8 protein-coding genes are annotated in these 5,030 nt (G+C 41.3%); 5 read left to right on the plus strand and 3 right to left on the minus strand.

Annotated features, from left to right (window positions below; all coding sequences use genetic code 11):
- On the minus strand, positions 1 to 201 hold a 201-nt coding region (locus LD39_RS22250; protein WP_156112664.1), incomplete at its 3' end, for a YlaI family protein.
- 136 nt (positions 202 to 337) lie between these two features.
- On the opposite strand from LD39_RS22250, the gene LD39_RS15240 reads away from it, so the two are divergent.
- A complete protein-coding gene (locus LD39_RS15240) occupies positions 338 to 622 on the plus strand; it encodes a hypothetical protein (protein WP_035549075.1) in 285 nt (94 codons plus the stop codon).
- Between the two features lie 30 nt (positions 623 to 652).
- Here LD39_RS15240 and LD39_RS15245 read toward each other — a convergent pair whose 3' ends face one another.
- Positions 653 to 1,228: a YhcN/YlaJ family sporulation lipoprotein gene (locus tag LD39_RS15245; RefSeq protein ID WP_035549078.1), complete on the minus strand. Its 576-nt coding sequence runs from the start codon at positions 1,226 to 1,228 to the stop codon at positions 653 to 655.
- A gap of 142 nt (positions 1,229 to 1,370) precedes the next feature.
- Complete coding sequence (locus tag LD39_RS15250) at positions 1,371 to 1,865, minus strand: hypothetical protein (protein ID WP_035549081.1); 495 nt, start codon at positions 1,863 to 1,865, stop codon at positions 1,371 to 1,373.
- 81 nt (positions 1,866 to 1,946) lie between these two features.
- Here LD39_RS15250 and glsA point away from each other — a divergent pair, with 81 nt between their 5' ends.
- The 4 genes from glsA to LD39_RS15270 all read left to right on the plus strand — a co-directional run.
- On the plus strand, positions 1,947 to 2,876 hold the full coding sequence (gene glsA, locus LD39_RS15255; RefSeq protein ID WP_035549083.1) for a glutaminase A: 930 nt from the start codon (positions 1,947 to 1,949) through the stop codon (positions 2,874 to 2,876).
- Positions 2,877 to 2,959: 83 nt separating this feature from the next.
- Positions 2,960 to 3,241: a YlaN family protein gene (locus LD39_RS15260; RefSeq protein WP_035549085.1), complete on the plus strand. Its 282-nt coding sequence runs from the start codon at positions 2,960 to 2,962 to the stop codon at positions 3,239 to 3,241.
- A 151-nt stretch (positions 3,242 to 3,392) separates the two neighbouring features.
- Complete coding sequence (gene ftsW / locus LD39_RS15265; protein ID WP_035549087.1) at positions 3,393 to 4,586, plus strand: putative lipid II flippase FtsW; 1,194 nt, start codon at positions 3,393 to 3,395, stop codon at positions 4,584 to 4,586.
- Positions 4,574 to 5,030, plus strand: a 457-nt coding sequence (locus tag LD39_RS15270) for a biotin carboxylase N-terminal domain-containing protein (protein ID WP_035549088.1), incomplete at its 3' end; no start/stop codon positions are given. The genes ftsW and LD39_RS15270, both read left to right, overlap by 13 nt.

Below are 5,030 nucleotides of genomic sequence, written 5' to 3' on the forward strand. Positions count from 1 at the left end.
ACTCAAGTGTTTTTCTTTTTTTCGTTCCCGGTTGAATTGGAATTTTCCTGTGGCTAGACGTTTATTGGTATTTTCTTCGATCCGATCGTGACAGGATTGACACATATACGTGTGGATCCGTCGGTTTCTCAGTCGTTTGGCTTGTAAGCAATAGCTGTCTATTTTTTCTATCTGGTCACAAATGACGCATTGAACACGCACTGTTTTCACCTCAAACTATATCCATTATTACAGTTATTTTATCATACTATAACGCTTTCGTATAATTTAGCTCTTCATGTTTGAGAATAGTTGGAAAGGGGAAGTAAAATTACAGAAGTTCAGAAAGGGTGATTATGTGAGAAAGCGTTGGATTTATACTACAATCGGGGCCGTTGCCGGAGGTGCAGCAGCATATTTTCTCCGAAACGAGGAAAACAGGCAACAGGTCGTAGATAAGGCTAAATCATTACAGAATAATTTTACACAAAAAGAAGATTTGCCTATTGAAGAGGCGGGAAACCCTCAATTAGACAACTTAGAAAATGCAGATATGGTTTCAGAGGGTTCACAGTTTGGAGTTCAGTACTACAATGAACTAACTGAGAAAGAAAGAGAAATTTTAGAAAAAAGTAACAGCTAAATCCTCTTTGAGGATTTAGCTGTTTTTCTGTCATTCTTGTTTCGACTGCTCTTTCTCAATCTTGTTCAACTTTTTCTGCTCGTTTTTAGGAATGGATTCCTGGTTCGTTTCTGTTTGCGGTCTTTCATTGATTGGCCCCTCAGGCATATATCGACTGACAATCTGACTCAGTTCATCAATAACTCCTTCAATAGGGTGGCCTTGAGATATTTTCTTCCCGAGACCGCGTAATCGCTCGACTCCGTCTGCATCGGCTATGACAACTGCTTGTTTGCCGTAAGGGTCATGTTTGATCGCTTCGGCAACGGAGTATTTGATGACACCTACTCGGGAGCGATCTAAATCCTTATCAACATCTATTCCGACCGCTACATAGTCACCGAGTACAAGAGCGGTTGCATCATGGACATCGGGTACTTCAACTGCAAGTTTAGATAGATGCCTTGCCGCTTGTTGGCTTGTCATTTTCTGTCTTTTAACTGGATCAGAATTTGTGACGTATTTCATTTCTGAGTCGCCTTGGCGTTCTTTTAGTAGAGATTCTTCATCTGATTGCTGGCAAGCCGCTAAGGCGATGAGTAAAGTTAACCAAAATAATTTTTTCATCAAACCACCACTTTTTTTTATAGCGTGTGCCAGGTGACGAATAATATACTCAGGTTCTTCTTAGTTAAAAATAGGATTTATTAACACCTTTAAACAGAGCAGAAAAATAAAAAAGGACAGCTATAAAAGCCGTCCTCATTTGCTACTTCAGTATGATTTTTTTAATCCCTTTTATGGGATTTGATCGATTGGAGCCATCCTTGAAATATAAGTGGACAGGACCAGTCTCTTTCAGTGGTTTACCGTCTTCTGCAAAGAGAAGGAGTGCTTCAGCTAATGCATCCGCCTGAATAGTATGCTCGCCTTCATCGGTGACGAGTGACGCTTCCTTAACACTTGCCTCAGGCTCGCTTGTATGAAGGAAAGGTTTTAGTGGCATAAGAAAAGTACCTTTCATGATACGTTGTTTCTCAAACCGGTTGATACTTTTGTTGACAGGTGGATTTAATTTCTGCTGATAAACTTCTCTATCAAAACGGAGTGACTTTCTCTTTAGTTCGTCTTCTTCTTCTGCGGATTCTTGTATTTCTTCAGGATTGAAGACTTCTTTAAACGTAAGCTTACGGTCGTCAAAGATCCAGACTGTCGGATCTAGCGTGATCGGGAACTTAACATTTCCTGCAATTTGCACAATCATGGCTCATGCCACCTTTCCAAAAAATCATCCATACAAATCATAGCAAAAATTGAATTCGATTTCATTAAGGAGGTTCGAACAATGAAAAAAGATATAACAACAGACATACTCAATGAGTGGTTAGACAATGTCCGCCCCTATGCATACGATGGCCATGTTGCTAATTATATCCCTGCATTAGCAAGACAAAATCCAGAGGACTTGGCCGTTGCTATTCACTATATCGATGGCGAAACAATTGAAGCGGGAGAAGTAGAAGCGACGTTCACTTTACAAAGTATTTCAAAAGTCATTTCACTTGCATTAGCATTGATGGACAATGGAGAGGAATATGTATTCGATCGAGTGGGCATGGAACCTACAGGGGATCCTTTCCATTCGATATACCGTTTAGAGCAGCGTCCTTCAAAGCCTCTAAATCCAATGATTAATGCAGGGGCACTTGCAGTTACGAATATGATCCACGGGGACACCCCTGATGAAAAAGTGGGGAGGCTACTTACATTCATTCACGAAATGACAGACGATCATTCCATCAGCTATGACCGTGAAGTGGCTGAATCTGAATTCGAATCAGCTTTTCTGAATCGATCGCTTCTTTTCTATATGAAGCAGCATCAGATTGTAACAGGAAGTGTAGAAGAAACCCTCGATGCTTATACTAAACAGTGTGCGATTGAGCTGAACGTGTGCCAGTTAGCAAAAATCGGTGCCTTATTTGCTAATGGAGGAAGGGATTTGAACTCCGGACGAAGGATCATCCCTAAACACTTAGCAAGAATTTGCAAAACGTTTATGGTCACTTGTGGAATGTATGATGCTTCAGGCTCTTTCGCTATTCAAGTCGGCATTCCTGCTAAAAGTGGAGTATCAGGGTCAGTATTGGCATCCCTGAACGGATTTGGTGGGATAGCGGTTTACGGACCAAGCCTGGATGAGAAGGGAAACAGTGTCGTAGGATTGAAATTATTAGAACTTTTATCGAACCGATATGACCTCTCTATTTTTTAATTCAATGCGAGATCCTCTGTTGCAATTTTCAGTGGTAAGCGATAATATTATTAGAAGAGAGACTGTAAATGGAGGGGATTTTGATGTTGTCTGATGTGGCTGTGGATCATCGTGAAAAAGCCTATGCCCTTCTAAAAGCTGACGCTGATAAAATATTGAAGTTAATAAAAGTACAGATGGACAACTTGACTATGCCTCAGTGTCCACTTTATGAAGAAGTTTTAGATACACAAATGTTCGGTTTATCACGCGAGATACATTTTGCGGTTCGCTTGAACTTAATCAGCGATGAAGAAGGTAAGCAAATCCTTGATAACTTAGAACAACAATTGAACGTCTTGCATGAGGCAGCACAAAACTCATAAAGGACAAGCTACTCAAATTACGACGACCTCTGTTGTGATTTGAGTTTTTTTATATTAAAGCGCTTTCGCAAATTTCGATGCCTAATTGTCAGATTAGCAGGAATTTTGCGATTGGAAAGAGAACAAATATATAAAGTAGGGATGAATAAAAATGAAAAGACATTTGAAGAGTTACGACTTTAGCCTGCTATTTGCCCCTATTGCTCTTATAGCATTCGGTACAGTCATGATTTACAGTGCGAGTATGGTTTATGGGCCAGTGCGCTTTGGTGTTTCCAGTGATCATTTCTTAATGAAGCAGATTCAGTGGTTTTTGTTAGGGTTGATCCTAATGATAGGTACTTCTTTAGTACCTTATAGACACTGGCAGCGATTAGCGAAATTGAGTGTGCTCCTTATGGTAACTCTTTTAGCGGGACTTTTTGTGTTTGGTACAGAGGTCAATAATGCGGTTTCCTGGTACAACCTTGGTTTCATGAACTTTCAGCCCGCGGAATTCGTAAAGATTGGCTTGATTATTTACTTATCTTCCGTATATGCCAAGAAGCAGAGGTATATTGGTGATTTCACTAAAGCGGTCGTGCCGCCTTTGATCCTGACATCTTTAATACTTGCAATGATCGTATTGCAGCCGGATATCGGTTCCGCTGCCATCATTGGCCTCATCGCAAGTGTTTTGATAATGACGTCAGGTATCCATTGGAAGCATATTCTGCTTTTAGTCGTTGTTACCGTGGCTCTTATTTTAATTGGTAGTACTCAGATGGTTACTGATGAGAGGTTAGAACGATTTTCAGGCGCTTATCAGCCCTTTGAATCTCCAGATCAAGATGGCTACCATTTAATCCAATCTTATGTAGCAATTGGAACAGGAGGTTTATTTGGTGAAGGCATTGGTCAAGGTGTTCAAAAACTAGGTTATTTACCTGAGCCTCACACAGACTTTATCATGGCCGTTATTGCTGAAGAATTAGGTTTCATAGGTGTTGCGATCACAATCGGTCTGCTGGCACTGATTGTCTTAAGAGGACTGTACATATCGTCCAAATGCCGGGACGCATTCGGTGCTCTTCTTGCTATAGGAATTTCGTCGATGATCGCTCTTCAGGCTATGATCAATTTAGGGGCAATGAGCGGTTTATTACCTATTACTGGGGTTACCCTTCCTTTCGTCAGCTATGGTGGTTCATCCCTGTTGATTTTAATGGCTGCCCTCGGGATCCTAAACAACATTGCCCGAACCGTTAAAATCAAAGAAGAAGAAGGTGAAGAGGTGCCCTTAGACAAAGCACCACCAAAACAATCTTATATGAAAAATCGAGGAGTGAGATCGTGGCAGAACTAAAGCACATTAATAAAGTATTAGTTGCAAACCGTGGGGAAATCGCTATACGAGTATTTCGTGCCTGTACAGAATTGAATATTCGCACAGTGGCGGTATATTCCCAGGAAGACACAGGCTCCTACCATCGATACAAAGCAGATGAAGCCTACTTAGTCGGTGAAGGAAAGAAACCGATAGACGCTTACCTTGACATCGAGGGCATTATTGAAATCGCCAAGAGCGTGGGGGTAGATGCTATTCACCCTGGTTACGGATTTTTATCTGAAAACATCCAATTTGCGCGTCGATGTGAAGAGGAAGGCATTACATTCATCGGACCGACGAGTGAACACCTGAATATGTTTGGAGACAAAGTGAAGGCAAGGGACCAGGCGGTGGATGCAGACATTCCTGTCATTCCTGGAAGCGACGGTCCTGTAAGTGGTGTAGACGAAATACGTAAAT

The sequence above is a fragment of the Halobacillus sp. BBL2006 genome, assembly GCF_000786645.1.
GTDB lineage: Bacteria > Bacillota > Bacilli > Bacillales > Halobacillaceae > Halobacillus.